The organism is Mycoplana azooxidifex, from assembly GCF_014196765.1.
GTDB lineage: Bacteria > Pseudomonadota > Alphaproteobacteria > Rhizobiales > Rhizobiaceae > Mycoplana > Mycoplana azooxidifex.
In genome coordinates this window covers 308,095-332,529 of record NZ_JACIEE010000005.1, presented here as the reverse complement: position 1 = coordinate 332,529, position 24,435 = coordinate 308,095, and the positions used below count along the sequence as shown (strand labels likewise).

The 24,435-nt window shown below is 66.1% G+C and carries 21 protein-coding genes; 4 read left to right on the top strand and 17 right to left on the bottom strand.

Translation table 11 applies throughout. From position 1 onward, the window contains the following. Positions 1-13 precede the first annotated feature (13 nt). Positions 14-913: a carbohydrate ABC transporter permease gene (locus tag GGQ64_RS13455; protein ID WP_183805030.1), complete on the top strand. Its 900-nt coding sequence runs from the start codon at positions 14-16 to the stop codon at positions 911-913. Between the two features lie 43 nt (positions 914-956). Next, complete coding sequence (locus tag GGQ64_RS13450) at positions 957-1,703, top strand: SDR family NAD(P)-dependent oxidoreductase (RefSeq protein WP_183805028.1); 747 nt, start codon at positions 957-959, stop codon at positions 1,701-1,703. Positions 1,704-1,766: 63 nt separating this feature from the next. Here the strand turns inward: GGQ64_RS13450 and GGQ64_RS13445 are convergent, their stop codons facing one another. The 10 genes from GGQ64_RS13445 to GGQ64_RS13400 all read right to left on the bottom strand — a co-directional run bounded on the left by GGQ64_RS13445 (position 1,767) and on the right by GGQ64_RS13400 (position 15,270). Continuing rightward, positions 1,767-2,225 carry a DUF6790 family protein gene (locus GGQ64_RS13445; protein ID WP_183805026.1) on the bottom strand — a complete coding sequence of 153 codons (459 nt, stop codon included), beginning with the start codon at positions 2,223-2,225 and terminating at the stop codon, positions 1,767-1,769. 109 nt (positions 2,226-2,334) lie between these two features. After that, positions 2,335-3,858, bottom strand: coding sequence for a trimethylamine methyltransferase family protein (locus GGQ64_RS13440; RefSeq protein ID WP_183805023.1), 1,524 nt, complete (start codon positions 3,856-3,858; stop codon positions 2,335-2,337). A 290-nt stretch (positions 3,859-4,148) separates the two neighbouring features. Further along, positions 4,149-5,705, bottom strand: a complete 1,557-nt coding sequence (locus GGQ64_RS13435) for an ABC transporter substrate-binding protein (RefSeq protein ID WP_183805021.1) — start codon at positions 5,703-5,705, stop codon at positions 4,149-4,151. A gap of 59 nt (positions 5,706-5,764) precedes the next feature. Continuing rightward, positions 5,765-6,778: an oligopeptide/dipeptide ABC transporter ATP-binding protein gene (locus GGQ64_RS13430; protein ID WP_183805019.1), complete on the bottom strand. Its 1,014-nt coding sequence runs from the start codon at positions 6,776-6,778 to the stop codon at positions 5,765-5,767. Further along, complete coding sequence (locus GGQ64_RS13425) at positions 6,775-7,752, bottom strand: ABC transporter ATP-binding protein (RefSeq protein ID WP_210300249.1); 978 nt, start codon at positions 7,750-7,752, stop codon at positions 6,775-6,777. Before GGQ64_RS13425 ends, GGQ64_RS13430 begins: the two co-directional genes overlap by 4 nt. Then, complete coding sequence (locus GGQ64_RS13420; RefSeq protein WP_183805009.1) at positions 7,749-8,657, bottom strand: ABC transporter permease; 909 nt, start codon at positions 8,655-8,657, stop codon at positions 7,749-7,751. The genes GGQ64_RS13425 and GGQ64_RS13420 overlap by 4 nt, the downstream gene beginning before the upstream one ends. A 1-nt stretch (position 8,658) precedes the next feature. Next, positions 8,659-9,603 carry an ABC transporter permease gene (locus GGQ64_RS13415; protein ID WP_183805007.1) on the bottom strand — a complete coding sequence of 315 codons (945 nt, stop codon included), beginning with the start codon at positions 9,601-9,603 and terminating at the stop codon, positions 8,659-8,661. 259 nt (positions 9,604-9,862) lie between these two features. After that, complete coding sequence (locus GGQ64_RS13410) at positions 9,863-11,881, bottom strand: CocE/NonD family hydrolase (RefSeq protein ID WP_183805005.1); 2,019 nt, start codon at positions 11,879-11,881, stop codon at positions 9,863-9,865. Further along, positions 11,878-13,161, bottom strand: a complete 1,284-nt coding sequence (locus GGQ64_RS13405; protein ID WP_183805003.1) for an MFS transporter — start codon at positions 13,159-13,161, stop codon at positions 11,878-11,880. The genes GGQ64_RS13410 and GGQ64_RS13405 overlap by 4 nt, the downstream gene beginning before the upstream one ends. Positions 13,162-13,170: 9 nt before the next feature. After that, positions 13,171-15,270 (bottom strand): oxidoreductase, encoded by a 2,100-nt coding sequence (locus GGQ64_RS13400; RefSeq protein WP_183805001.1) that lies wholly within the window; start codon positions 15,268-15,270, stop codon positions 13,171-13,173. Between the two features lie 248 nt (positions 15,271-15,518). On the opposite strand from GGQ64_RS13400, the gene GGQ64_RS13395 reads away from it, so the two are divergent. After that, a complete protein-coding gene (locus tag GGQ64_RS13395; RefSeq protein WP_183804999.1) occupies positions 15,519-16,157 on the top strand; it encodes a TetR/AcrR family transcriptional regulator in 639 nt (212 codons plus the stop codon). 37 nt (positions 16,158-16,194) lie between these two features. Here GGQ64_RS13395 and GGQ64_RS13390 read toward each other — a convergent pair whose 3' ends face one another. From GGQ64_RS13390 to GGQ64_RS13365, 6 genes are all read right to left on the bottom strand, one after another. Beyond that, positions 16,195-17,055: a GNAT family N-acetyltransferase gene (locus GGQ64_RS13390; protein WP_183804997.1), complete on the bottom strand. Its 861-nt coding sequence runs from the start codon at positions 17,053-17,055 to the stop codon at positions 16,195-16,197. Next, entirely contained in the window at positions 17,052-17,798 is a 747-nt protein-coding gene (locus tag GGQ64_RS13385) for an aspartate/glutamate racemase family protein (RefSeq protein ID WP_183804995.1), read from the bottom strand. The genes GGQ64_RS13390 and GGQ64_RS13385 overlap by 4 nt, the downstream gene beginning before the upstream one ends. A 12-nt stretch (positions 17,799-17,810) precedes the next feature. After that, positions 17,811-18,629 carry an ABC transporter permease gene (locus GGQ64_RS13380; RefSeq protein ID WP_183804993.1) on the bottom strand — a complete coding sequence of 273 codons (819 nt, stop codon included), beginning with the start codon at positions 18,627-18,629 and terminating at the stop codon, positions 17,811-17,813. A gap of 3 nt (positions 18,630-18,632) precedes the next feature. Beyond that, positions 18,633-19,544: an ABC transporter permease gene (locus tag GGQ64_RS13375; protein ID WP_183804991.1), complete on the bottom strand. Its 912-nt coding sequence runs from the start codon at positions 19,542-19,544 to the stop codon at positions 18,633-18,635. 161 nt (positions 19,545-19,705) lie between these two features. Further along, positions 19,706-20,995, bottom strand: a complete 1,290-nt coding sequence (locus GGQ64_RS13370; RefSeq protein WP_183804989.1) for an ABC transporter substrate-binding protein — start codon at positions 20,993-20,995, stop codon at positions 19,706-19,708. Positions 20,996-21,050: 55 nt separating this feature from the next. Further along, a complete protein-coding gene (locus tag GGQ64_RS13365; protein ID WP_183804987.1) occupies positions 21,051-22,139 on the bottom strand; it encodes an ATP-binding cassette domain-containing protein in 1,089 nt (362 codons plus the stop codon). Between the two features lie 243 nt (positions 22,140-22,382). Here GGQ64_RS13365 and GGQ64_RS13360 point away from each other — a divergent pair, with 243 nt between their 5' ends. Next, a complete protein-coding gene (locus tag GGQ64_RS13360) occupies positions 22,383-23,105 on the top strand; it encodes a GntR family transcriptional regulator (RefSeq protein ID WP_183804985.1) in 723 nt (240 codons plus the stop codon). 83 nt (positions 23,106-23,188) lie between these two features. Here GGQ64_RS13360 and GGQ64_RS13355 read toward each other — a convergent pair whose 3' ends face one another. Continuing rightward, positions 23,189-24,427 carry a saccharopine dehydrogenase family protein gene (locus GGQ64_RS13355; RefSeq protein ID WP_183804983.1) on the bottom strand — a complete coding sequence of 413 codons (1,239 nt, stop codon included), beginning with the start codon at positions 24,425-24,427 and terminating at the stop codon, positions 23,189-23,191. Between the last annotated feature and the right edge of the window lie 8 nt (positions 24,428-24,435).

The window sequence follows — 24,435 nt, the reverse complement described above, 5'->3', positions numbered from 1 at the left end:
TTGGAGAACGACGATGACCTCGACCACAAAGATCCAGCCCGACGTCCTGACCGACAATGCCGAGGGGATGAGCTACCTCAACCGCCTGCCGCGGCGGATGGTCACGCTCTACCTGCCGATGGCCGTCTTCGTCTTCGTGCTGCTGTTCCCCTTCTACTGGATGGCGATCACGGCGATAAAGCCGAACGCGCAGCTGACCGACTACAACAACTACAGCCCGTTCTGGGTGGTCTCGCCGACGCTCGACCACATCAAGTATCTCCTGTTCGAGACCTCCTATCCGGGCTGGCTGTGGAACACGATGCTGGTCGCCGTCTGCTCGACCTTCCTGTCGCTGGCCGCTTCCGTCTTCGGCGCCTATGCGATCGAGCGTGTGCGCTTCACCGGCGCGCGGCCGGTCGGGCTGATGATCTTCCTCGCCTATCTGGTGCCGCCGTCGATCCTGTTCATCCCGCTCGCCTTCATCGTCTTCAAACTCGGGATGTACGATACGAAGCTGGCGCTGATCTTCACCTATCCGACCTTCCTCATCCCCTTCTGCACCTGGCTGCTGATGGGCTATTTCCGTTCGATCCCGTTCGAGCTGGAGGAAAGCGCGCTGGTGGATGGGGCGACGCGGTGGCAGATCCTGATCCGGATCATCCTGCCACTCGCCGTACCCGGGCTGATTTCGGCCGGCATCTTCGCCTTCACGCTGTCCTGGAATGAGTTCATCTACGCGCTCACCTTCATCCAGTCGTCGGAGAACAAGACGGTGCCCGTCGGGGTGCTGACGGAACTCGTGCGCGGTGACGTGTTCGAGTGGGGGTCGCTGATGGCCGGAGCGCTGTTCGGCTCGCTGCCGGTCGTGATCCTCTATTCGTTCTTCGTCGACTACTACGTGTCGTCGATGACGGGCGCGGTGAAGGAATAGCCCGCGTGTCTTTCAGCGTTTCTTTTCAAGGATGGATTTGCCGATGAACCGGATCGATCTTGCAGGCCAGCACGCCGTCATCACCGGAGGCGCGCAGGGGCTGGGTTTCGCCATGGCCCGGCGCATGGTCGCCTCGGGGGCGAAGGTGACGCTCTGGGACATGGACGGCCCGCTTCTGGAAAAGGCGACCGCAGAACTTGGGAGCCATGCACGCGGGGTCAGTGTCGACGTGACGGACTGGAACGCAGTCGAAGCGGCCGCGGCAGAGACGGAAGCCGGCGGCGGGCCGATCACGACCGTCGTCAATTCGGCCGGCATCGCCGGTCCCGCGGCACCGCTCGACGGCTACGACGTCGCGACCTGGAAGAAGATCGTCGACGTCAACCTGCACGGCACCTTCCATGTCTGCCGGGCGATCGTACCGGGCATGAAGGCGCGCAACTACGGGCGGATCGTCAACATCGCCTCGATCGCCGGCAAGGAGGGCAATCCGAACGCTTCCGCCTATTCGGCCTCGAAGGCCGGCGTGATCGGGCTGACCAAGTCGCTCGGCAAGGAGCTCGCCTCCTACGACATTGCCGTCAACTGCATCACGCCGGCCACAGCCGAGACGCGCATCCTCGAGCAACTGACGCCGGAGTTCATCGAATACATGCGATCGCGCATCCCGCGTGGCCGCTTCCTCGAGGTCGAGGAGGCGGCCTCGATGGTGGCCTGGCTGGTGTCGAAGGAAAACAGCTTCACCACCGCCGCCGTGTTCGACCTCTCAGGCGGACGGGCGACCTACTGAACGGGTGGGTGCCGTGCGGCCGCCTTCAGCCGGCCGATTGGCCATTTCAGGCGGCGGCTCCGATCAGGCCAGGCGCGCAATCACGCCGACGGCGATGACGGCGGCGCCGAAGAAGTCGGTCGCCATGGCGATATTCTCGGCCCGCGAGCGATCCGCATTCATGGCGTGCTTGACGCCGGCGAGCCCAAGATAGAGGCCGCCGGTCAGTCCTGCGGGCACCACCCAGGCCGGCTCCAGAAGCGTCAGCACCCCGACCAGTCCCATGGCGAGGTTGCCGAAGCCGATCTCGGTCACGAGCTTCTCGGCTTCCGGATCCTTGATCTGGAAGATCTTGGTCGCCGTGTAAGAGGGCTGCATCACCTGGCGGACGCCTGCGAGAAGGAGCCGGACGCCGACGATCCAGAACACGAACCATTTGCCGATGAGGAACAACAGGCTGGCGTCCGTCCCGGACACTTGTTCGATCAGGATCGAGACGATCGGAAGGACGACCATCAGGGCCAGCAGCATCAGCAGGTACATCGGCATTCCCCCGGTTTGCGAACGGCACCATCATAGATTGTGGAAGCGGCTGCACAAGCGCACCGCCTCGGCAAGTAGCGATTTATCTCATTCCCGAACGATGGCGCCGCTATCCGTGTATCTCTTCCTTGCGGCGCGCCACGAAGGCCTCCAGTTCCTCGTCGATCGCGGGGTCGAGCGGTGGCTGCTCGTAGGTGCGCAGCAATTCCTTCCAGATGGCGTTGGCACGGTCCGTTCCGGTGCGGGCGCCGCCTTCCGACCAGTTCTCGAAATTGCGCCAGTCCGACAGCATCGGCTCGTAGAAGGCGTTCTCGAAGCGCGCCAGTGTGTGGCTGGTGCCGAAGAAGTGGCCGCCGGGGCCGACCTCGCTGATCGTATCGACCGCGAGACTGCCTTCATCCACTGCAATGGGCGTGAGGAAACTGCGCATCATCTGCAGCATCTCGGCATCGAGGATCAGCTTCTCGAACGATGCCGTCAGCCCGCCTTCCAGCCAGCCGGCGGCATGCTCGATCAAATGCACGCCGCCCATGATCGTGCTCCACAGCGACATGCCGCTCTCGTAGGCGGCCTGCACGTCGACGGCATTCGAGGCGGTGACGTTGGAGGAGCGGAACGGCACGCCATAGCGTCGCGCCAGTTGCCCCGAGGCGATCTGCGCCTTGGCATATTCGGGCGTGCCGAAGGCCGGCGAGCCGGTGCGCATGTCGACGTTCGAGGTGAAACCGCCATAGAGCACGGGTGCGCCCGGCGAGACGATCTGGGCGAGCGCGATCAGGGCCAGCGCCTCGGCGTTCTGCTGAGTCAGCGCGCCTGCGATCGTCACAGGGCTCATGGCGCCCGACAGCGTGAAGGGGGTCAGCGCGATCGGCTGGCCGGCCCGCGACATGGCGATGAGGCCTTCGCCCATGGGGATATCCAGCCTGAGCGGGGAGTTGGAGTTGATGATCGTCAGCGTGGCAGGGTTCGCCTTCAGTTCCTGCCGCGACTGGCGCAGCGTGATCGACAGCATGTCGATCGCATCCTCGACGCGGTAGCCGCCGAGCGCCCAGCACTGCCAGTTCTTGTCGGTGAGACGGATCGCGGCCTGGTAGAAATCGAGATGGCGGCTGTCGGGTGGCAGGTCGGTCGGCTCGCAGGGGCAGCCGCCCTCCTGGTGGATGACGTTCAGGCTCTGGACGACGCGGATGTAGTCGCACATGTCGGCATAGTTGCCGGCGCGGCGGCCGCGGTCGAGATCGCTGACGAAGGCGGGGCCGCCGGTGGCGGCGAAGATCAGGCTGCCGTCGCCGACCTTGAGGTTTTTCGCCGGATTGCGCGCCTGCAGGGTGAAGCTCGACGGCGCGGTGCGGATCGTCTCCTCCACCATGTCCGGATCGAAGCGGACGCGCTGGGTCGCCTCGTCGACGTCGGCGCCGGCCGCCTTGAGAAGGCGTCGGCTCTCCTCGTGCATGATCTCCATGCCGGTATCGCGCAGAAGCCCTAGAGAAGCCCGGTGGATCGCCTCGATCTCGTCGGCGCTCGCCACCTCGATCGGCGGATAGCGGTTCTCCACCCGGGCAAAGCGCATCTGCCGGACCCCGGCCCCTTCCGCAAGTCTGCGTTCGCGTCTTCCGGCTGCACTACGGGCCATGGTCTGGTTTCCTCTCGTTCGTTGTGGCGCGGACGTTGCCGGGTGCCGCTCCCCCACATCGCCTCGCTTCGCTCCGGCACTTCTCCGCGCGGGGGAGAAGAGGCATGTGGCGCCGTATTTGTCCCAAACTTCGCCTGTCAGAAGTCCTGCTGTTGGCACTTCCATGAGCGGCCACGGTCAGGCTCCTTTGCCGTGTCGACCGCCGCGAGCTCCATCTTCTCCCCATCGGGGAGAAGATGGCCCGAAGGGCCGGATGAGGGGGCGGCGCCTCAGTTCGCCAGGCCTGTTCCTCACGCCTTCGTAAACCGCGTCATGTCCAGGTACCCGTCGGCGAGGATGCAGGGCTTCAGGCCCTCGCGGGCGACGGCGGCGAAGGTTTCGTGGGTGATGAAGACGAAGCCGCCGGATTCTTCCATCAGGTCCTGCATCCTGCGATAGATCCCGCCGCGCTTCTCCTGGTCGGTTTCGGCCATGCCGTCCTGGTAGAGCTTCTCGAATTCCGGGCTGTCAAATTGCGACCAGTTGTAGATGCCGATCTGCGAGGGGCGGAACCAGGTGAGGTTTTCGGACGGGTCGACGCCGCCGGCGAAATTCATCAGCACGATCTCGAGGGTCTGCCAGGTGTCGCCGGCGCTCTTGTCGCCCAGCGTCCAGTAGATGGCGTCGTCATAGGTCTTGATGTCGACGGTGATGCCGACCGCACCGAGCAGGGCCTGGACGATCTGGCAGGTGAGCTGGCTGGTCTTGTCGTTCTGGGCGGAAAGCTCGACGGTCAGGTCGGAGACGCCGGCCTCGGCGAACAGCGCCTGCGCCTTCTCGGCATCGGCGGGATAGAGGATCGCCTCGCGATGACCGACGAGGGCGGGCGGCACGACGCCGGTCGCGGGTGCCGCGAGGCCGGAATAGGAGCCTTCCATGATCTGGCTGACGTCGATCGCATACTGGATGGCGCGGCGCACCTTCTCGTCCTTGAATTTCGGATTGTTGACGTTGATCGCCAGCCAGGAGAAGCGGTTGCCGTCCATCTGGATCAACTGCGTCTTCTCCGGCAGGGTGTCCTTGTAGGTCGCAAGCGTGTTGAGGCTGATCTTGGTGTAGTCGAGCGCCCTGGATTCGTAGGCGAGTGCTGCGGCGTCGTCGTCGGTGACGATCTGGAACTGCACCTTGGGAAAGGTCGGCGGCTCGCCCTTCCAGGCCGGGTTCAGCGCCAGCGTCAGGCTCTGGTTGGGCACCCACTTCTCGATCACATAGGGACCGGCGGTGGCCGGCGCCTCGGTGGTGAACTTGCCGCCGGCTGCCTCGACCGCCTTCTTGCAGACGATGTGGCCCATGTAATAGGGCAGCGTGGTCACCCAGAACGGCGCCGACGGCGCCTTGAGGCGGATGATGCCGCTCCGATCGCCGGTCACCTCGACCTCCTTCAGCGCGTCGAAGGCGTAGGCCCAGGGCGATGCGTTGTCGGGATTGGCGACGCGTTCGAACGAGAATTTCACGTCCTCGGCCGTTACCGGGCCGAAATCGCCGCTCCAGACCAGCCAGTCGTGCAGCGTGAACTCGATCTCGGTCGGCGACTTCTGCTTCAGCTCGCTCGCCGCATAGGGCTGCCACCTGACGCCTTCGCGGACGTCGTCCAGCCGGTTGAGGGAAACGAACAGGCAGCGCCCAATCTCCTCTTCCAGCAGGCCGTTCTGGAAGGCGGGGTCGAGGACTTCGATGTCGGAGGCGCCGCGGACGATCAGCGTGTCGCCCTCCACTGCATAGGAGAGGCCCGGCCTGAGCGCCAGCGCTGCCGCTCCGGCTGCGGCACCTGCCAGGAAATGTCGTCGGTTCATCGAGATCGCGTTCATGATGATCTTCCCTCTGGTTTCTTGCTTATGCGTCGTTCTGTCCTGCCATTTCGATTCCGTCAGTTCGATACGAGGCGGAGACTGCCCCGCGCGGCCGGCTGCGGCTCGGGCAAGGGGAAATGGCAGGCGACCTGCCGGTCTCCCGGTCCGTCCGCGAGCCTCGGTGCCTCGCTGCGACAGCGGGCCTGCGCGTGGCGGCAGCGGGTGTGGAATTCGCAGCCGGGTGGCCGCGCGGCGATGCTCGGCACCTCCCCGATCACCGGCGGCTCGGCACGCCGCCGTGCGGGGTCTGGTACCGGCTCGGACTCCAGCAGCGCGCGCGTATAGGGATGCCTGGGTGATGCGAGGATTTCGGCCGCCGGGCCGCTTTCGACCACGCGGCCGAGATAGAGGATGACGATGCGGTCGGCGACGTGGCGGACGACCGAGAGATTGTGCGTGATCAGGAGGAACGCGGTGTCGTGCTGCTCGCGGATGTCGAGGAAAAGGTTGAGCACACCGCCCTGGATCGAGACGTCGAGCCCGGCCGTCGGCTCGTCGGCGACGATGAGGCGGGGCACGACCGAGAGCGCACGCGCGACCGCCGCGCGCCGGGCCTGCCCGCCGCTCAGCGCATGCGGAAAGCGGGCGAGGAGGCGTTCGGAAAGGCCGGCCTGCCGGGCGAGCGCTGCAATGTCCTGCATCCGCGTCGACCCGGAGCGGGCGATGCGGCGGGGCTCGGCGATCATGGCCCCGATCCGCTGGCGGGGGTTGAAGGAACTGAGCGGATCCTGGAAGAGGAGGGCGGCCTGCCTTCGGACGGCTCGGAAGCTGCGGTTGGAGAAGTCCGGCAGGGCTGCGCCGTCGAGCGTGATGCTGCCGGCGCTGGGCTTGATGAGGCCGAGCAGGGCGCGGCCGAAGGTGGTCTTGCCGGACCCGCTCTCGCCCACCATGCAGACGATTTCACCGGGGCGGATCGAAAGCGAGACGTTGATGAGGATCGACAGCGGCGCTTTTTGCGAAAACGGCAGCCGGCCGGTCGGGACCTGCACCGAGAGCCTGTCTGCTTCGATCAGGGCAGGCGTCGCGCTCATGACATGCTCCTGTGGCAGCGGGAATGATGCGACGGGTCGGCGGCAGCCGTTGCCCACGGCGGAGCGCAGTTGAGGCAGCGCTCTTCGCAGAAGAGGCAGCGTCCGGCGAAGTCGCATCCCGTCCCGCCCGGGCGCGGTACCTCGCCGGCGATCACCGGCAGCCGCCGGGCGCCGGTCGGGATCAGCGCCGGCTCGCAGGCAAAGAGGGCGCGGGTGTAGGGATGGCCCGGTTGCCGAAAGATGGTCTCGACCGTGCCTTCCTCGACGATCCGGCCGGCATACATGACGGCGACGCGATCGCAGATCTCGGCGATGACGCCGAGGTGGTGGGAGATGATCAGGATCGCGACCCCGGCCGTATCGCGCAGGGTGCGCATCAGGTGCAGGATCTGCGCTTCCATGGTCACGTCGAGCGCCGTCGTCGGCTCGTCGGCGATCAGGAGCTGCGGCTTCATCAACAGCGCGGCGGCGATCGCCACCCGCTGCAGCATGCCGCCGGAAAGCTGGAAGGGATAGGCCTCGAGCTTGCCGATCGGATCGGGAATGCCGACGTCGCGCAGTGCCGCGACGATCCGCTCGCGCTTCTGGCCGGTGGCCTGGTCGCGGTCGCGCCAGAGCAGCTCCGTCAGTTGCCGGCCGATCGTGTGAATCGGGCTGAAGGCGGTCATCGGGTTCTGGAAGATCATCGCGGCGGCGGGGCCGCGCAGGGCTGTGAGCGTGCCGCGGCCGGCAGACAGCATGTCCGTGCCGGCAAGGTCGAAATGCTCGCCTTGCAGGCTCGCCGCCTTCGGCAGCAGGCCCAGGACGGAATGGGCCAGCGTCGACTTGCCGGAGCCGCTCTCGCCGATGATGCCGACGATCTCGCCCGGCCGGACCTTCAGGTCGACGCCGACCACGGCCGGCACCCTGCCGCCATAGGTGACCGAGATGGCGCGCATGTCGAGGACCGGTGTTTTCATGGCCGGGGCGCTCATGGCTTGCGCTCCGGGTTCAGCTTCGGGTCGAGCGCGTCGCGCAGCGCCTCGCCGAAGAAGGTGAAGCCGACCGTGGCGAGGATCAGCGGCGCACCGCCGGCGATGACCGGCACGGCGCTGTTGCGGATGACGGCGAAGCCGTCGCTCAGGATATTGCCCCAGCTCGGGATCTGCGGTTTCACGCCGAGGCCGAGGAAGGACAGACCGGCCTCCAGCGTGATGACGGTCGAGATGTCGAGGCAGGCGAGGATGACCAGCGGGCCGATGACATTGGGCAGGAGATGGCGGAACAGGATGCGCGGCGTGCCGGCGTTCATCACCTGCTCGGCCTTGATGAAGTCCCTCGTCTTCAGGCTCAGCGTCTGGGTGCGCACCAGCCGCGCATAGGACGGCACCGAGTAGAGCACGATCACCAGGATCACGGTCGAGACGCCGGGGCCGAGCAGGACGACGACGGCGAGGCCGAGCATGATCATCGGCAGCGAGCTGACGCTGTCGAAGACCAGGATCATGATTGCGTCCAGCCAGCGCGGCCCGTAGCCGGCGATCAGCCCGAGCGGCAGGGCGATGGCGATCGATACGGAAAGCGCGGTCAGCGCCACCGTCATCGCCGTTCGCGTGCCGACGATCACGCGCGAGAAGAGGTCGCGGCCGAGCTGGTCGGTGCCGAGAAGGTGACTGAGCGAGGGATCGGCCAGCCGCTCCTTCACGCTGATCGCGGTCGGGCTGTAGGGGGCGATCCAGGGGGCGAAGAGGGCGGTCGCGACGATCAGTACGACGAGAACGAAACCGATCGCACCGAGCGGATGGGAGAGGACATGGGCGAGCGTGATGCCGGCGCGCTGCAAGGGGCCGGGTTCACGGATGGTCGTTTCGCCTGCTGTCGTTGCCGTTACCGCCGCCATCTCACAGAGCGCTCCTGACGCGGGGATCGAGCCATGCGGTAACGGCGTCGGCGAGTATCATGCAAGTCACGTAGAGGCCGGAGGTGACCAGCACCGTCCCCATGACGAGCGGATAGTTGCGCGACATCACCGCGTCGTAGGTCATCTTGCCGAGGCCGGGGCGGGTGAAGACGATCTCGGCGAAGACGGAGCCGGTCAGAAGCCCGCCGAAGCCGATGGCGATGACCGAGAGGATGGCCAGCAACGCCTGCTTCAGCGCGTAGCGGTAGACGATGCGGGTCTCGGCGACGCCATAGGCGCGCAGGGTGCGCACATAGTCCTCGCCCATCGCCTCGATCATGGCGGCGCGCACGAGGCGCGAGACGTAGCCGACCCAGCCGAGGCCGACGGCGAAGGACGGCAGGATCAGCGCGCGGGCCTGCGCTGCGATGTCGCCGGGAGCGCCGGCGCCGATCGCCGGCAGCCAGTTCAGCCAGACGGCGAAGACGAGGAGGGAGTAGAGGGCGACGACGAAGGACGGGACGGCGACGAAGGCGATGGAGACGAGGCCGATCAGCCAGTCGCCCCATTTGCCGTGATGCACGACGGCGACGCAGCCGAGCAGCACGCCGAGCGCGACCGCCCAGACAAAACTCGCGAGCGCCAGCGTCACCGTGTAAGGCAGGACCTCAAGGATCATCGTCAGCACCGGCCGGCGGCTCCAGACATCCTGGCCGAGGTCGCCCTGGGCGAGGCGGCCGAGGAACATGCTGAGTTGCTCGAGCACCGGCCGGTCCAGCCCCATCATCTCGCGGAATGCCTCGCGCATCTCCGGCGTCGAGCGCGGCCCGAGCGCGACCACGGTCGGATCGCCGGGGATCATGTGCATCATGGAGAACAGCAGGATCGCGACGATGAGGAGAATGACGGCGGCCAGCGCCGTCCGGCGGAGGAGGAACAGGGTCATTGGAGAAGACCTCCAAAACCGGGAACGAACACAGAAGGATGCCCCCCTTTGTCGCTTCGCGACATCTCCCCCTCGAGGGGGAAAATTGGAAACCCGTGGCGCCACATTGGAAGAAAAGTCTCCCCCGCTGAAATCCCGCTAGAAGCAAAGATCGCTGCGTCGGGGATGCTCAACGGAAACGCGCCGGCGGCCCGTCTTGCCGATCTCCCCCCTTGAGGGGGAGATGCCCGGCAGGGCAGAGGGGGGGCTGCACGGTCTATCACAAATGGTCGCGGTCGATCCATTCGTCCCCCTCCCGTTCGAAGATGAGTTGCCCGCGCTCGCAGACCTCCAGCCGCCACTCCAGCCGGAACTGAGTCTGCGTCGATGTTACCACGACACGCGACTTCGTTTCCGCATCCGCCTCGCCGCTGCGATAGCCGAGCACCCAGCCAGTCTCCAGGCGTGCGGAGAGCGGATCGTCCTCGGTGATCGTCATGCGGTCGACGACACGGGCCCAGGTCTCGTTGTCGCGGTCCGTCAGGTGTTGCCGGCCATGGTTGCTGTCGAGCGTCAGCGTCTCTGTGCGGCTGCCGGCGTCGATGACGAGCCGGCGGGAATGCGCCTCGTCCTCCAGCGACGTCATCGGCACCGGCGGCGCGATTCTTGCCTCCCCGAAGATGGCCTCGCCGTCTCCCGGCTGTGGCGTGCGCACGGGCAGGACGAGCCGGCAGGCGCCGGGTTCCAACTCCAAGGCCGGCATGCCCGGCTGCGGCCAGAGTGCGGGCCAGTGCTGGTTGGAAAGGATCAGCCGCACGCGGTTGCCGGTGCCGAAGCGGCGGCCGCAATGGTTCAGGTCCAGCCGGACGTCCACTGCCTCGCCGGGCTCGAGCTGCGCCGGATATTCGCTGCTCTCCCGATGCGCGAGATTCAGCGCGCCCCAGGTGACGAGGGTGGAGGTGCCGTCGGGGAGAACCTCGCAGAGCCGCGCGACCAGCATGCCGAAGGGCAAGTCCGAGCGCAGCGTGATCTTTAGCGCGGGAGCGCCGAGCAGGTCCATGTCGTCCGCAAGCGGGGACGTCTCGAAGGACAGGCCGAGGCCGTCCTCGCGGCGCTGGTCACCTGCCATGTCCGGCACCTCGCCGCCATAGCCGCCGTAGCGGCCGCAATCGCGTCCTGCCGTCACCGGTGAGCGCAGCCGCATCGTCCGGCCTTCCGCCGGTTCGGCGTCGAGCGTGCCGGCATTGAGGAAGAGCACCCGGTCGGCGATGTTGGGGGAGGGCCAGGCGGGATCGCGGACCCAGCGACCCGAGTGATGCGGATAGCAATGCGCCGGCCGGTGCGGGTCCTTGAGGTAGGTGGTATAGGCCGGCTCGTCCATGATGCCGGTATCGATGCCCTCCAGCCAGTGACGCCACCAGCGGATCGCCTCGCCCAGATAGTCGATGGCCGGGCCGGGATCGCCGAGGAAGGGATAGGCGTGCGTCCACGGGCCGATCAGCCCCTTGCGCGGGCTGGAGAGCCCTTCCATCAACCGGGGCACGGCGTTGAAATAGGTGTCGTCCCAGCCGCTGATCGCATAGACGGGGATGTCGATGCGGGAGAAATCCTCGCAGACCGAGCCGCGCTTCCAGTAGGCGTCGCGGCGCTGGTGGCGCAGCCACACCGACGACCAGCAGGCGGTCGCCTCCAGTCGCTCCCGCCACATCGCCCTCCAGCGCTCGCCGACGACCTGCGGGTCGGGCGGCAGAGCACCGAGGCCGAGGATGAAGGAGGCCCACATGCCGTCCTCGGTCAGAAGGTTGCCGCCATAGTAGTGAACGTCGTCGGCATAGCGGTCGTCGGAGCAGCAGAGCGCGATGACGGCTTTCAGCGCCGGCGGGCGCCGGGCTGCGACCTGCAGCGCGTTGAAGCCGCCCCAGGAAATGCCGGTCATGCCGACGGCGCCGGTGCACCAGGGCTGGCTTGCCAGCCAGGCGATGATCTCGCAGGCGTCGTCCTGCTCCTGCTCGGCATATTCGTCCGCCAGCAGCCCTTCCGAATCGCCCGAGCCGCGAATGTCGACGCGGCAGCACGCAAATCCGTGGCCGGCGACGTAGGGATGCATCTTCATGTCGCGGAAGACCGTGCCGTCGCGGCGGCGGTAGGGAATGAGCTCGAGAATGGCCGGCACGGGGCGCTCGACTGCATCGCGCGGCAGCCAGATGGTGGCGGCCAGGCGCGCGCCGTCCCGCATGGTGATGAAGACCGGGTCGAGCGTGCGGACTTCGCGCGGGAAGGTGTCGACGATCCGGGTCATGACGCACCCTTCCCGGTCCCGGCGCTGCCGGGCTGGTCCGTTTCCGCCTCGTCGTGCGGCGTCCATTCGTAGACCATCGGCGAAGTCTGCGGATAGGCGACGAACTGCTCGCGCGCCTTCGCAGCCGGCTGGCGATAGTGGCGCCACAGGGCATAGAGGGCAAAGAGGACCGAAAGGCCGATCGAATACCAGAAGAAGATGTTGGCGCCGAAGGGCGTCACGCCGGCGGTGACGATCGCCGGCCCGATCGTGCCGCCGAAGGCCCAGATCAGAAGCAGGTTCGACGACAGCGTGACGAACTCGCCCGGATCGGCGCGGTCGTTCGCATGGGCGACGCCGAGAGGGTAGAAGATCTCGGAAATGCCGCCGAAGACGGAAAAGAGGATCAACAGCACCCAGAACGGAGTGGTCGGCCCGACCAGCAGGAAGGCGGAGCAGATGATTGCCAGCGCCAGCGACAGCCAGAGCATCATCATGCGCCGGTCGGTGCGGTCGGAGAGATAGCCGAGCGGGAACTGCAAAAACAGCGCGCCGAGTTGGGTCGCGGCCATCAGGAGCACGATCGTCTGCTGGGAAAACTGCAGCTCCAGCCCGTAGAGCGGGCCGATCGAGGCGAAAGTCGACGAGATCAGCCCGGTCATCAGGCAGGCGAACGCGCCGATCGGCGATATGCGGAAGGTCTTGAACAGCTTGATGCCGACAGGCACGTGCAGTTGCGGCTCGCCCACCCAGATGGCGGTGACTGGCACCAGCGCCAGCACGTAGAAGGCGGCGGTGATCATCAGCAGGGCCTGGCCGGCCGGGTCGATATCAGTCGCGAGCAACTGGCCCATTCCGTAGAACAGGCCGAGCAGCAGGACATACAGGGTCAGGATGCGGCCGCGGTTGCGGTTTGCGACCATCGCGTTCATCCAGCTTTCGATGACGACGGCCTGGCCGGCATTGGAGAAGCCGACGACGGCCTGGATGGCCATGAAGACGACGAGATGCGGCTGGGCCCCGAGCGACAGGATGAGCACGGCGGAGGTGGCGGAAAGTGCTGCATAGGCACGGACTTCGCCGACATTGCGGATCAGCCGGACGGAGCCGATGCAGCCTAAGAGGAAGCCGGCGCCCTCCGCGCCGACGACGAGGCCGACCGCATCCGGGCCGTGTCCCTCGGCCACCAGCCGCAGCGGCAGGAGCGTGTGAAACAGTCCCGAGCCCACGGCATGCAGCGCCCCGCCCGCCAGCGGCGAGGCGATGGAAAAGCGCGACATACCGGTGGGGACCTCTGCCATCGGCCCCCCCTATTCGGCTGCTTCGGCCGGCGCGAAGCCCGGCTCGCGGTCGGTGATCGGGGTGTCGCGCAGATAGGGCTTGCGGCCACCCTGGCCGAGTTCGCGGGCGGCAAGGTGCCCGGAGTGGACGGCGTGGGCGATGGCGCCGGGTGCAAGCGCGTCGCCGATCACGGTGACGCTGCCGATGCCGGCGGTCTCGAGATCGGCGAGGCGGGTGTCGAGCGCGTCCTTCAGTTGCCCGCGCGGCGCCCGCAGGCCGACGATCAGGACGGAGCGACAGGCGAGCTTCGTTTGCTCGCCCGTGAAGAGATGGGCAAGGGTCGCCGTCTCGCCGTCGAATTCCTTCAGGATCTGCAGCGTCCTGACCGGCACCTTTCGGCGCGACAGCGCCTGGTGCACCAGCGGCAGCTCGTTGGTCATGATCGTCCAGGCGGACGCCTGGCCGGCGGGTGTGACGTAGGTGACGTCGATGCCCTGTGCGGCCAGATGCTCGGTCAGCACGCCGCCATGGTAGTAGTTGTCGAAATCGAAGACGAGCGTCGGGCCCTGCGGCAGCCGGCCGGCGGCAATGTCGTCGGGCGTGTAGACCTCGGGGCCATCGAGCGTCCCGACCGGGATCTCCATCGACGAATAGAGCATGCGCGTCCAGCGGGCGCCGGTCGCGAGCACCAGATGATCGGGCGCCAGATCGATGATCTCGTCGACGCCGAGCGTGCTTTCTAGATACATCGAGACGTTGGTCATTTCGTTGAGACGGCCGAGGCGGTAGTCGACCACGCGGTTCCAGGCGGCGAGGCCGGGCAGGGTCCTCTCGAAGGCAAGCCTGCCGCCCCAGGCGCTTCCGGCCTCGGCGAGCGTCACTTCATGTCCTTGCCGGGCTGTCGTCAGCGCACATTCCAGCCCGGCGGGGCCGCCGCCGACGATCAGCACCTTCTCGCGCTTGCGCGCCGGGGCGACGCGTTCGGGATGCCAGCCGCGCCGCCATTCCTCGCCGGCGGTCGGGTTCTGCGTGCAGCGCACCGGCACGCCGTCGTGCCAGCTGGAAATACAGATGTTGCAGCCGATGCACTCGCGGATCTCCTCGATCCGGCCGTCCCTGATCTTGTTCGGCAGGAAGGGATCGGCGATCGAGGGGCGGGCGCCGCCGATGAAATCGAGCACACCGCGGCGGATCTGCGAGACCATGGTGTCCGGCGATGTGAAGCGGCCGACGCCGACGACGGGCTTGTCGGTCATCTTTTTCACGAAGTCGATCACCGGCTCGTGGCTGCCTTCGCCGGTGAAGCGGGAGGCGGAACAGTCGGTCGGGCTCGAATCCATCTTCACGTCGAAGAGGTCGGCGTGGTCGGAGAGGAGGGCCACGAGTTCGTGCGCCTCGGAGGGCTGGTGCGTGCCCGGCCGGCCGTGCAGTTCCTCGAGGCTGACGCGCAGGGCCACGCCACAATCCTTGCCCACGGCATCGCGGGTGACCTCCAGCATCTCACGGACGAAGCGGACGCGGTTTTCGATCGAGCCGCCATATTCGTCGGTGCGGTGGTTGTATTCCGGCAGCAGGAACTCGTAGCCGAGATAGCCCATGCCGGCATAGACATAGACGATGTCGAAGCCGGCGGTGCGGGCCTTGCGGGCGCCGTCCGCTTGCCAGCGCAGCACGTCGCGGATGTCGGCCTTGTCCATGCTGCGCGGACGCAGATTGCCCATGAAGCCGACATGCGTCGCCATCCAAGGAATGCCGGAGGGGGAGAGCGGCGGCAGGCGGCTCGCGCGGTTCATCACCGAAGCGCCGCCATGCCAGAGCTCGACGCCGGCCAGCGCGCCGTGGCGATGCACGGCCTCGGTCATCAGTGCATGCGCGCGGATGTCGTTTCTGTCCCACATTGTCGCCATCGGCAGCGGCGCGTCGTCGGAGCTCGGATCGATGGAACAGGCGCCGGTGCAGATGACGCCCCATCCGCCCTCCGCCTTGGCCTCGCGGAAGGCCGCGCGGACCCGCGGCAGGGCGTTGGTCATGCCGCTGGCATGCGGCACCTGGTAGAAGCGGTTCGGCGCCGTGACAGGGCCGATCCGAACCGGCTCGAACAGCACATCGTAACGGGAATCCCGTGCCATGCTCTTGTCCTCGTTCCCCGCCCGCCGTGTGTCCGGCAGGTCATTGACGACAAGGATAGGCATGGACGCAGGCTTTGCGCAACAGAAATTATAAGATCGTATAACAAGTGTTGAAATGCATTTTATTTCATGTATTTACTTCCTAAGCCGCTCGCTGTTATCAACAGGCGGCGTTCCCGCATTGCAACTGCGCCTTGGCGCCTGACGGTTGCTTTGCGTAGGTTCGACGGGCGAAAGAGGCACCGGGATTGGCACGCAACGCAGTCACGAGAAGCAGGGCGCGCTTCCGGCGCGAAACACCCGAGGACCGCCGCCGGCAGCTCGGGGAGGCGGCGCTGCGCTGCATCGTCAAGCACGGCAATGCCGGGGTCTCCGTTCGCCAGATCGCCGCCGAGGCGGGCGTGACCCAGGGGCTCATCACCCACCATTTCGGCGAAATCAACGAGCTCGTCGCCTATGCCTTCGACATCATGTCGGACGGTGTGCTGCAGGCGATCACACGGGCCGTGGAGGAAGCCGAGCCGGCGCCGCAAAAGCGCCTCGACGCCTTCATCGAGGCGTCGTTCTCGCCCATCCTGTTCGACCGCGACGTGCTCGGCGTCTGGGTGGTGTTCTGGGGGCTGATCCTGCATTCGCCACGCATGAGCGTGTCGCAGCAGGGCGAATATTCCGACTACGTCACGACCGTCCAGGGGCTGATCGGCGACCTGGCGGCAGCCGAAGGTTTCTCAATCGGCGATATCCGGCTGACGTCCGTGGCGTTCACCGCGCTGCTCGACGGGCTCTGGCTCGCCTGGTGCTTGAATCCCTCCGCCTTCAAGCCGCAGGAGGGCGTACAGCTCTGCCGCAACTGGATCGAAGGACTTCGTCGCGGCGCTTACGCTTAGAAGTTCCAGAAGTTGCGGGCCGCATCCGGCCCCGTGTTCACCCCAGTTCGAGCGTGGTGACGGCGAAGACGCCGGGTGTCTCCACCGCGGGTGGCGCGCCGCGGTACATGCGGGCGGTGACGAAGCCCTTCTGCAGGCCGGCTTCCGCGAGCATGGCGGAAAATTGCGCGGCTGTTTCCGGGACGTCGAGATGGATGGTCTCGTCGCCGCATTCGGCCGTCAGTGCGGTCAGCAGCGCGCTCGCCCCTTGCGGGTCCTCTGCGAAGAGCGGCCCGATCTTGAAGCCGTCACCGCAACGCCGGGCAACGCCGTAGCCGCGCACGACGCCGTTGCGCAGGAGCACGCGGGCGATCCGCGGGCTTTCCAGCCAGCGGGCCAGGAAGGCGGGACGAGGGGCGGGGAAGAAGCGGCGGTCGAAGGCTTCGATCGCCGAGGCGAGCTCGGGCCGTACCGGGATGACGTCGCGAAGGCTCGCGTCCTGTGCCGCTGCCTGTGCGGGCCTGAGACTACCGCTCCAGCGCCAGGTCTCGTAGAGGGGGCGGAAGCCCATCCTTCCGTAGTTCGCCTGCTGCTGGGGCACGCCGTCGAGTCCGATCGTGCGGCCTTCGAGATGGTGCATGCCTGCGTCCCACACCAGCCGTCCATAGCCGCGGCCACGGCAATCCCGGCGGCAGATATAGAGGCCGATGAAGCCGAAGTCTTCGCCATAGGCAACGGCGGCGATGCCGGCGACCATGGCCCCGTCGACAAAGGCGCCGATGAAGCCTGCCGGATCGGCGGCGTGGAAGGCGGGCGCGTCGCCGCGGCCCGGGTTCCAGCCTTCGCCGGCGGCCCAGCCGACCAGTTCTTCGGCTTCCTCAAGCGTCAGGGTCCGGATGACGGGTGCATTGTCGTTCATGCCGACAGGATGGCCTGCGGGGCGAAGATTTCAAGCGCGCCGCGATAGGGTTTGCCGACCGGGGTAGCGTAGGGGCCGCGCTTGGCGGTGCGCAGGCCGAGTGCCACCAGCGCCTCCGCCTGCTTGACGGCGGCAGCAACGCCATCGACGACCGGGACGCCGAACTCGGCCCTGAGCGCCGCCGTCAGGTCGGCCATGCCGGCGCAGCCGAGCACGATCGCCTCCGCCCGGTCTTCGCGCAGGGCCGCGTCGATCTCGTTGCGGAGGCGATCGCGGGCGTTCGATTGCGGATCCTCCAGCGACAGGACCGGAATGTCGGCAGCGCGGACGTTGCAGCGGGCGGCCATGCCGTAGCGGTGGACGAGATCGGCCACCGGCAGGCGCGAACGCTCCATGGTCGTGACGATGGTGAAACGGCGGGCGATGAAGGAGGTCGTGGAGACCGCCGCTTCACAGATGCCGAGCACCGGGATCGAGGCGAGCGCCCGGCAGGCGTCCAGCCCGGTGTCGTCGAAGCAGGCGACGATCGCCGCATCCGCACCTTCGCGCTCGGCCTTTGTCAGTTCCAGAAGCAGGCCGGGCACGGCCAGCGCCTCGTCGTAGTAGCCCTCGATCGAGGCCGGTCCCATCGAAGACGTCACGGCCACGATCTCGGTGGCCGTCGCGGCCGCGCGGTGGGCGGCGTCGGCGATCGTCGCTGTCATCGACTGGGTGGTGTTGGGGTTGATGATTGCAATGCGCATTTCGAAAGAGCCTCAGGCGCGCGTGCGGCGCCGGTTGAGAAAGAAGATGGCGCCGACGGTGGCGACGATCACCAGGAAGGAGAACAGCGTCGTCACCGTGCCGAGCGCATAGAGCACCGGCGTCGTGACGTTGGTTGTCATGGCGTAGATCTCGAGCGGCAGCGAGTTGTAGGTGCCGGACGTCATCAGCGTCCGGGCGAACTCGTCATAGGAGAGCGAGAAGCCGAACAGGCCGACGCCGATCAGGCTGGGGGCGATCATCGGCAGGACGACATGCCGGAAGGTCTGCCATGAACTGGCGCCGAGATCGCGCGCCGCCTCCTCGTAGGCAGGGGAGAAGCGGTTGAAGACGGCGAACATGATCAGCACGCCGAAAGGAAGCGTCCAGGTCAGGTGCGCGCCGAAGGCGGACGAGTACCAGGCCGGCTGCAGGCCTAACTGCTGGAACAGCACGCCTATGCCGAGCGAAACAATGATGGAGGGGACGACGAGGCTTGCGACGGCGAGATAGAAGAGCGGCGTTGCGCCCAGGAACTTGCGGCGGAAGGCAAGGCCGGCGAGCAGCGATACCAGCACGGTGACCACCATCACCATCAGGCCGAGGGCCAGCGAACGGCGGAAGCTGCCGCCGAAATCGCCGACGGCCTGCGTTTCCAGGAGATTGGCGAACCAGTGCAGCGATACGCCGTTAAGCGGGAAGGTCAGGCCGCCGCTCGGCCCCTGGAAGGACAGGACCACGATGGCCGAGAGAGGCCCATAGAGGAAGACCACGAAAAGGGCGAAGAAAATGGCAAGGACGTAGAATTCACGGCTGCGGGGTTCACGGTGCATGGCTCACAGCTCCTTGCGGATGTCGACTATGCGCAGGATGCCCGCCACCATTATCAAGACGAGGACGAGTAGGACCATCGCGTTGGCGGCGGCGGCCGGATATTGCAGCAGGGACATCTGGTTCTTCATCATCAGCGCCACCGAGGCGCTCTGGCCGCCGGACATGACCTGTACGGTCGAGAAGTCTGCCATCACCAGCGTGACGACGAAGATGGTGCCGATCGCCATGCCGGGCTTTGCCAGCGGCAGGATCACGTTGGTCAGGACCTGCCAGCTCGACGCGCCGGCGTCGCGGGCAGCTTCCACCAGCGCCCTGTCGATGCGCATCAGCGTGTTGAAGATCGGCGTGACCATGAACAGCGTGTAGAGATGCACCATGGCGAGAACGACGGCGAAATCGGAATAGAGCAGCCATTCGACCGGCGCCGAAACCAGCCCTGCCTCGACGAGGGCCGAGTTGACCAGGCCGTTGCGCCCGAGAACGGGAATCCACGAGATCATTCGGATGATGTTCGACGTCAGGAACGGGACGGTGCAGATGAGGAACAGCACGGTCTGCATGGAGGCGGTGCGGACGTGGAACGCCAGGAAATAGGCGACCCAGAAGCCGACGAAAAGCGTGATAACCCAGACGATGGCAGCAAATTTCAGCGTGTTGAGATAGGTCTTCCAGGTCACCCAGGAGCCGAGCGTCTCGGTGTAGTTGAAGGTGACGAAATCGGGATACATCGCCGCGAAGTCGTAGTCCCAGAAGCTGACGATCGCGATCAGGATCAGTGGCAGCAGCAGGAAGACGCCGAGGACGAGGAAGAGCGGCAGCGCCTGGAGGTAGGCGGAGAGCCCTGCCAGCGGGCTGCCGGGCTTGCGGGTTCGTGCGGCGGTGGCGATCGGTGCTGATTCTGTCACTGCGACCATGGTCAACTCCTTGAGTGCGGGGGGCTGCCCCTCATCCGGCTGCCGCCACCTTCTCCCCGCAAGCGGGGAGAAGGATGTAAGCCGCACCGTCTCCAGTCCCCTCTCCCCGCTTGCGGGGAGAGGGCTAGGGTGAGGGGCAGCCCTCTTCCTGTGGTTTTCGCTTAGGCCGCGATGAACTCGTTCCAGCGGCGGACCATGTAGCGGTCTTCGTCCATGACCGAGTTCCAGCAGGCGACCTTGCCCATGCGCTCCTCGAACGAGCCGCCGTCGCGGACGGCGCCGGCCTTCTCCATCACCTGGCCTTCCGGTGACATGATATCGCCCTGTGCCGGCTTGCCCTCGATCCAGTAGCCCCATTCGTCGGCGGACATGAATTCCTTGGCGGTGTCCATGCAGGCCGAGTAGTAGCCCTGGCGGTTCAGGTAGCCGCCGACCCAGCCGGAGGTGTACCAGTTGATGTACTCGTAGGCGGCGTCGAGCTGAGCTCCGGAGAGATGCGAGGCCAGCCCGAGGCCGCCGCCCCAGGAACGGTAGCCTTCCTTCAGCGGTTGATACTTGCAGGCGATGCCGCGCGAGCGGACGGCGGCGACAGCCGGCGACCACATCGACTGGATGACGACTTCGCCCGAGGCCATCAGGTTGACGCTCTCGTCGAACGATTTCCAGAAGGCGCGGAACTGGCCGTCCTGTTTGGCCTTGATGAGGAAGTCGATCGTGGCGTCGATCTCTTCCTTGGTCATGTTGCCCTTGTCGGCATATTTGATGTTGCCGAGCGCCTCCATGATCATGGCCGCATCCATGATGCCGATCGAGGGAATGTTGAGGATCGAGGCCTTGCCCTTGAAGGCCGGGTCCATGATGTCGGCCCAGCTGGTGATCTCGCGGCCGACGAGGTCGGGGCGGATGCCGAGCGTGTCGGCATTGTAGATGGTGGGCATCATCGTGAAGAATTCGGTCTCGCTCGTGGTGAACGTCTTGGCGTCCTTGCTCTCGACATAGCCGACGGTGTGCGGCGCGGTGCCTTGCGCGATCACGCTGTCGGGCAGAAGCTTGCCGGTCTTGAACAGCGGAACGACCTTGTCGTAGAATTTCAGCTTCGACGTCTCCATCGGCTGGATCACGCCGCTCGGATAGACCTTCTTCAGGATCCAGTATTCGATGTCGGCGATGTCGTAGGAATTCGGCTGGGTGACCGCGCGCTGGGCGGCGGCGTCGGAGTCCATGGCCGTCATCTCCAGCGTGATGCCCAGGTCCTCCTTGCACTTCTGCGCGACCGCGTTGATGTTCGACACGCCGGTGCCGAACTGACGCAGCGTGATCGGGTTCTGCGCCCAGATGGTCGGGAAGCCGGTGATGGCGCCGGAGCCGGCGGCGAGGCCGGCGGCGGCCGCACCCGTCTTCAGGAGCGAACGGCGGCTGATGCCCGCCTTTGCGGAAGTCGTCTTGGTCATGGCTGTTCTCCTATTTTTTGCTTTGTGATTGTCGGTTCCGCCGGATGGCCGGCGGCTATATCGGGATGCGTCCGAGCACGATCGCGTCTGCCTCTCCCCACGAAAGCGGCACGGCATCGCCGACCTTGATCGTCTGTTCGAAGAAGGCTGCGTCGTCGAGAATGGCGGTGAAGTCCTCGATGCCGGCGCCGTCGATGCTGAGCTTCACCGTCGAGCCGCGGTACTCGATGTTCGAGACGATGCCTGTGAAGCCAAGGCCGGGGACGCCGGTCGGCGCGATGCGAACGCGGTCCGTCCGCACGGCGATGTCGACCGGCTGGCCAGCCTCGATCGGAGCGCCCTGCGCCGTGAACTGTCCGCCGTTGACCACATCGAGCGTCACGGCACCGTTCGTGCTTGAAGCTGCCCGTCCGGAAATCACGTTATGGTCGCCCATGAAGCGCGCCACGAAGGCGGTGGCCGGCCGCTCGAACACCACGCGGGGTGCTGCCGCCTGCTCGATCCGCCCGTCGTTCATCACGACGATCAGGTCGGCGAGCGCCATTGCCTCCTCCTGGCTGTGGGTGACATGCACGAAGGTGATGCCGAGCGAGGTCTGCAGGCGCTTCAGTTCCGCGCGCATGCGGATCTTCAGGAAGGGGTCGAGGGCCGACAGCGGTTCGTCCAGGAGCAGCGCCTCCGGATCGGTGATCAGCGCACGGGCAAGCGCCACGCGCTGCTGCTGGCCGCCGGAAAGCTGGGCGGGGCGGCGCGTCGCATAGGCCTCGAGCTGCATCAGCCGCAGCATATCCATCGCCTTCTGCCGCCGCTCGTCCTTGTCCACGCCCTTCATCTTCAGGCTGAAGGCGACGTTGTCGACGAGGTCGAGATGGGGAAAGAGCGCGTAGGACTGGAACATCATCGCCGTGCCGCGCCTTGCCGGGGGCAGGTCCGTGACGACCGTGTTGCCGAGCCGGATGTCGCCGCTGGAAATGCTTTCGTGGCCGGCGATCATGCGCAGCGTCGAGGTCTTGCCGCAGCCGGAAGGCCCGAGCAGGCAGCAATAGGTCCCGGCCGGAATCTTCAGGCTGATGGCATGGACGGCGGTCGACTGGCCGTAGATCTTGGAGACGGAGGCGATGTCGATTTCGGCGGCTTTGGTCACGCGGCAGCTCTCCTGGGTCGGTCTTGCCGATGCAGGAGACGTGCCAATTTTTTGCGCTCCCGGCCAAGGCGTTGGATTCGCGCGGTTTTAATTTCGGCTGCCGAATGTTTGTGCTGCATCGCAGCGATGTGTGCACAAAAAACAGATATTGCGTTCAATCTTGTGGCTATATTGGATGCAAAACATTTCTGAAATCCGGTACGCGCCTATTCACTCGCAGCACCGTCGGCGCTAGAAAGAGGCATGGACAAGTCACTGCAGATTGCCGAGGCGCGCTTGCCGCTCGATCCGAACCAGGAGGACCGGGCGCAATCCATTCGCGATTCGCTGAGGGATGCCATCGTCGACCGGCGGCTCGCGCCGGGGACGAAGCTTTCCGAAGCGGAGGTCGGCACGCTGTTCGACGTCAGCCGGACGGTGGTCCGCGCCGCGCTGCAGATGCTGGCCTTCGAGGGGTTGGTGAAGGTCGAGCGCAACCGCGGCGCCTTCGTCTCCGACCCGACGCCGGAGGAGGCGCTGCAAGTGTTCGCCTCGCGCCGCCTGATCGAACCGGGCATCATCGCGGCCGTGATCGAACGGGTGACGCCCGCCGACGTCAGCGCCTTCCGCTCGCACCTCGCAGCGGAAACGCGCCACAAGCAGGAGCGGGGGGCGGCCGCCCGCCGGGCCGAGATCAAGGCGTCCGGCGATTTTCACCTGATGCTCGCCGCCGTCGCCGGCAATGCGATCCTGCAGAAGTTCATGGACGAACTCGTCGCCCGCTCGTCCCTGGTGATCGCGCTCTACGGCCGCTCCGGCGCATCGAGCTGCGGCCACAACGACCATGCCGACCTGCTGGACGCCGTGGAAGCGCACGACGTGCCGCGCGCGCAGGCGCTGATGCTGCGCCACATCGGCCACATCGAGGCCGACCTCGACCTGAGGGTCAAGGCAGGCCTGACGCTGAAGGACGCGCTGGCGATCTAGGCGGCGGAAGGACGCGGTGACCAGCCGCGCCGGCCCCTTGAGGCCGAGACCCGCGAGCGTATCGCGGGTCCCGGCGCGTTTCGTTACTCGAACAGCGGGCGCTCCTGGCCGTTTTCGCGGATCCAGGTGGACAGGCCGATTTTGGCGAGGACCGAGAGGAACGGCTTGGGCGGCAGTTCCTCGACGTTGGCCATCTGCTTCACGTCCCATTCGCCGCTCGCAACCAGCATGGCGGCGGCGACCGGGGGGACGCCGGCTGTATAGGAGATGCCCTGGCTGCCGACTTCGTTATAGGCTTCCTTGTGGTCGGCGACGTTGTAGATGAAGACCTCGCGTTCCTTGCCGTCCTTGATGCCCTTGACGAAGTCGCCGATGCAGGTCTTGCCCTGGTATTCGGGGGCGAGCGAAGACGGGTCGGGCAGGCAGGCCTTGACCACCTTGAGCGGCACGACTTCGGTACCGTCCGCCAGCTTGACCGGCTGCTCGGAGAGCAGGCCGATATTCTTCAGGACGGTGAAGACGTTGATGTAGTGATCGCCGAAGCCCATCCAGAAGCGCACGTCGGCTCCGTCCATGTTCTTGGCCAGCGAATGCACCTCGTCATGGCCGCAGAGATAGGCGCGGCGTGTGCCGACGACCGGCAGGTCGTAGTCCTTGCCGATCTCGAACATCTTGTTGACGTTCCACTCGCCGCCCTGCCACGAGTAGACGACGCCGGTGAACTCGCGGAAATTGATTTCCGGATCGAAGTTGGTGGCGAAGTACTTGCCGTGGCTGCCGGCATTGATGTCGACGATGTCGACGTCGGTGACCTTGTCGAGATATTCGTCCCTGGCGAGACGCGCATATGCGTTGACGACTCCCGGGTCGAAGCCGGCGCCGAGGATTGCGGTGATGCCCTTCTCCTTGCATTCGTCGGCACGCTTCCACTCGTAGTTCCCGTACCACGGCGGCGTCTCGCAGATCTTGTTCGGGTCCTCGTGGATGGCGGTGTCGATATAGGCGACGCCGGTATCCATGCAGGCGCGCAGCACCGACATGTTGAGGAAGGCGGTGCCGACGTTGATGACGATCTGGCTGCCGGTCTTTTCGATCAGCGCCTTGGTGGCCTCAATGTCGAGGGCGTCGAGCGCATGGGCTTCGAGCACGCCTTCCTGTTTCATCGCCTTCTTCTCGTGAACCGAGGCGATGATGGCATCGCACTTCGCCTTGGTGCGCGAGGCGATATGGATGTCGCCGAGCACGTCGTTGTTCTGGGCGCATTTATGCGCGACAACCTGCGCGACGCCGCCGGCGCCGACGATGAGTACGTTCTTCTTCATTTGGGGAC

Excerpts from the sequence above, each read along its gene's own strand:
- GGQ64_RS13455 (WP_183805030.1), top strand. The coding sequence starts at position 14 with ATGACCTCGACCACAAAGATCCAGCCCGACGTCCTGACCGACAATGCC.
- GGQ64_RS13450 (WP_183805028.1), top strand. The coding sequence starts at position 957 with ATGAACCGGATCGATCTTGCAGGCCAGCACGCCGTCATCACCGGAGGC.
- GGQ64_RS13445 (WP_183805026.1), bottom strand. The coding sequence starts at position 2,225 with ATGTACCTGCTGATGCTGCTGGCCCTGATGGTCGTCCTTCCGATCGTC.
- GGQ64_RS13440 (WP_183805023.1), bottom strand. The coding sequence starts at position 3,858 with ATGGCCCGTAGTGCAGCCGGAAGACGCGAACGCAGACTTGCGGAAGGG.
- GGQ64_RS13435 (WP_183805021.1), bottom strand. The coding sequence starts at position 5,705 with ATGAACGCGATCTCGATGAACCGACGACATTTCCTGGCAGGTGCCGCA.
- GGQ64_RS13430 (WP_183805019.1), bottom strand. The coding sequence starts at position 6,778 with ATGAGCGCGACGCCTGCCCTGATCGAAGCAGACAGGCTCTCGGTGCAG.
- GGQ64_RS13425 (WP_210300249.1), bottom strand. The coding sequence starts at position 7,752 with ATGAGCGCCCCGGCCATGAAAACACCGGTCCTCGACATGCGCGCCATC.
- GGQ64_RS13420 (WP_183805009.1), bottom strand. The coding sequence starts at position 8,657 with ATGGCGGCGGTAACGGCAACGACAGCAGGCGAAACGACCATCCGTGAA.
- GGQ64_RS13415 (WP_183805007.1), bottom strand. The coding sequence starts at position 9,603 with ATGACCCTGTTCCTCCTCCGCCGGACGGCGCTGGCCGCCGTCATTCTC.
- GGQ64_RS13410 (WP_183805005.1), bottom strand. The coding sequence starts at position 11,881 with ATGACCCGGATCGTCGACACCTTCCCGCGCGAAGTCCGCACGCTCGAC.
- GGQ64_RS13405 (WP_183805003.1), bottom strand. The coding sequence starts at position 13,161 with ATGGCAGAGGTCCCCACCGGTATGTCGCGCTTTTCCATCGCCTCGCCG.
- GGQ64_RS13400 (WP_183805001.1), bottom strand. The coding sequence starts at position 15,270 with ATGGCACGGGATTCCCGTTACGATGTGCTGTTCGAGCCGGTTCGGATC.
- GGQ64_RS13390 (WP_183804997.1), bottom strand. The coding sequence starts at position 17,055 with ATGAACGACAATGCACCCGTCATCCGGACCCTGACGCTTGAGGAAGCC.
- GGQ64_RS13385 (WP_183804995.1), bottom strand. The coding sequence starts at position 17,798 with ATGCGCATTGCAATCATCAACCCCAACACCACCCAGTCGATGACAGCG.
- GGQ64_RS13380 (WP_183804993.1), bottom strand. The coding sequence starts at position 18,629 with ATGCACCGTGAACCCCGCAGCCGTGAATTCTACGTCCTTGCCATTTTC.
- GGQ64_RS13375 (WP_183804991.1), bottom strand. The coding sequence starts at position 19,544 with ATGGTCGCAGTGACAGAATCAGCACCGATCGCCACCGCCGCACGAACC.
- GGQ64_RS13370 (WP_183804989.1), bottom strand. The coding sequence starts at position 20,995 with ATGACCAAGACGACTTCCGCAAAGGCGGGCATCAGCCGCCGTTCGCTC.
- GGQ64_RS13360 (WP_183804985.1), top strand. The coding sequence starts at position 22,383 with ATGGACAAGTCACTGCAGATTGCCGAGGCGCGCTTGCCGCTCGATCCG.
- GGQ64_RS13355 (WP_183804983.1), bottom strand. The coding sequence starts at position 24,427 with ATGAAGAAGAACGTACTCATCGTCGGCGCCGGCGGCGTCGCGCAGGTT.